Origin of the sequence: Streptomyces sp. HNM0645, from assembly GCF_030056615.1 — a bacterium.
GTDB classification, from domain to species: Bacteria; Actinomycetota; Actinomycetes; order Streptomycetales; family Streptomycetaceae; genus Streptomyces; species Streptomyces marianii.
Genome location: NZ_JASHLT010000111.1, coordinates 1 through 2129, shown reverse-complemented (window position 1 = coordinate 2129; position 2129 = coordinate 1). Strand labels below are relative to the sequence as shown.

Annotated in this window: 3 protein-coding genes; 1 reads left to right on the top strand and 2 read right to left on the bottom strand. The window is 69.0% G+C overall.

The window, feature by feature from the left end:
* Positions 1-229 precede the first annotated feature (229 nt).
* A complete protein-coding gene (locus QMZ92_RS35790) occupies positions 230-700 on the bottom strand; it encodes a glycosyltransferase (protein WP_283302115.1) in 471 nt (156 codons plus the stop codon).
* Positions 701-1084: 384 nt separating this feature from the next.
* On the bottom strand, positions 1085-1969 hold the full coding sequence (locus QMZ92_RS35785; RefSeq protein ID WP_283302114.1) for a pyridoxal-phosphate dependent enzyme: 885 nt from the start codon (positions 1967-1969) through the stop codon (positions 1085-1087).
* Positions 1970-2009: 40 nt separating this feature from the next.
* Here QMZ92_RS35785 and QMZ92_RS36710 point away from each other — a divergent pair.
* Positions 2010-2129: transposase (locus QMZ92_RS36710; RefSeq protein ID WP_502962221.1), on the top strand; the 120-nt coding region annotated here is incomplete at its 3' end.

Sequence of the window (2129 nt, the reverse complement as noted above, 5' to 3'; positions counted from 1 at the left end):
CCTGCGGCGCTGTCCCTGCCCGCCCACCACCGAGGAACCCGTTGGAGACCCCGACCCGAGCGTCGGGCCCAAGCCATGCCCACTCAACGACCAGGGGCCGACCGCACCAATCCTCCGCCATCACCCCAGCTCAACCACTCGAAGCGAAACGGGGAGGCTAAGGTGGGCCGGGTCTCCGGTGCCCGGTGTGGGGTTGCGGCCCGGGCGAGCGGGAGGCTCGAAAGTCGGGTCAACGGGCAAGGCGGCGCAGCAGCAGCCGGAGCACCTCGTCGGCAGAGTTCATGCTGGCGTTCTCCCTGGCCACTTCGGCGGAACCCCTGGTCAGGGCCGGTTCGTCGAGCACCCGCGCGACCGCGGCACCAACCTGGTAGGTGTTGACAACGGCTGCACCTGCCTCGGCTGCCCGCGCGGCGTTGACGGGTTTGTCCAGGCCCATCGGGAGAAGCACCATCGGGTGAGCCGCACTGAGCGCGGCGACCAGATCACCGGCTCCCGCGGAGGAGACCACCACGCCGGTTCCGTCGAGCAGTTGGCTCGTCGGGACGAAGCCCGCGAGGCAGACTCGTGTCGGGTCGATCGGCCGAACCCCCAGATCCTCGGAGGAGCGTGGTGCAACGACGACGTTGACGTCCAGCGGGGCCAGTGAATCCAGGAGCGCAGCGAGCATCGCGGGGTCCTCAATGACAGTGCCGAGGGTCACGAGGATCAGGGGACAGTCCTCCCGCAATCCGGGCCGCGACCGCGTGCTGTTCTCGTCGGAGTGCGGCTCGGGCCGGATGGCTATCCGCTCGGCGGGCGGCGTGTAGCCGCCCCGAAGCGGGCTGTCGGGCCACGGGGCGACGTAGGCGATCGGCGCCGTGGGAGTCACTCCGTGCCGAGCAAAGCACCCCGCCGCGGCCCCGACCAGGGCCACCCTCGCCAAGCCCGACACCTCGTACACCCCGACCTGACGACTTCCACCAACACCGCCTGCTATGGCATCGCCGAGGCGACCTCCTGGGACCGGATGCACCCATACTCACCCACAGCGGCCCCTTGCTGGACCACGCCCACTTGGATGCCGTGACCCCAACCATCCCTCCGGTCACGGTCTCCGCGGCAGGAGGGGAACCTCACTCGGTGGAAAGTCTGCGTTGGCTCCCGAGATGACGACAGTTGCACCGTCCGGGAAGTGTTCGGAGTGGGCGATCACCCCAGCGAGAGCAGTGGCTCCGCCGGGTTCGGCCATGATCCGTAGCCGTTGCCAGAGGAGTGTGCGGGCGGCGGCGACAGTATCGTCTGAGACGGAGAGGGTTTTCATGCCGAGCGAGAGACCGACGGCAGTGGCGATGCGGCCCGCCCTGCGGGCACCCAGGCTGTCCACGGCGATCCCGCCGACTTCGACGTCCACGGGTTCTCCTTCCTCCAGCGCCGCCGTGAGCGAGGGCGCGGAGGATGGTTCGACTGCAATCACACGGTTACGCCCCGCCAGCGCCAGGGCGGTCCCTGCGTACAGGCCCCCTCCACCGCACCCGACCAGGACAGGCTGACCCTCGGGCACCTGCTCCGCGAGTTCCAGACCGAGCGTGCCTTGCCCCGCCACGGTCAGCGGGTCGTCGAAGGCGTCGACGTGGAAAGCACCCACTCGTCGGGCATGGTCTTGGCTGGCCACGAGTGCATCGGCGTAGAAGCCGTCGACCCGGCGCAGGCGCGCCCCGAGCGATTCGATGATCGCGGTCTTGGCCTTGGGCGCAAAGCCGGGCACAAACACAGTCGCTCGCAAGCCAGCCTCGCGCGCCGCCCATGCGACGGCGGCCCCGTGGTTGCCCCCCGAGGCGCAGCAGACGCCGGCGGCTGGTGCACCCCGGCCCGTGGTGCGCAGGAGGGCGAGTGCGTTGGACGCGCCGCGGACCTTGAAAGAGCCGGTGTGCTGGAGGAATTCCATTTTCAATGTAACGGGGATGTGAGGATGATCCTTTGGAGTGGACACCCTGACAATGGATCTTGATGGTCCAGGGAGGGATGTTCAGGTGGGACGCAAGTCTCCGTATCCGGAGGAGTTCAGGAAGGACGCGGTCGCGCTCTACCGGGCCGCGGCCGGGAAGCGGACGTATGCGGCGGTGGCGGCGGATCTCGGCATCACCGCGGAG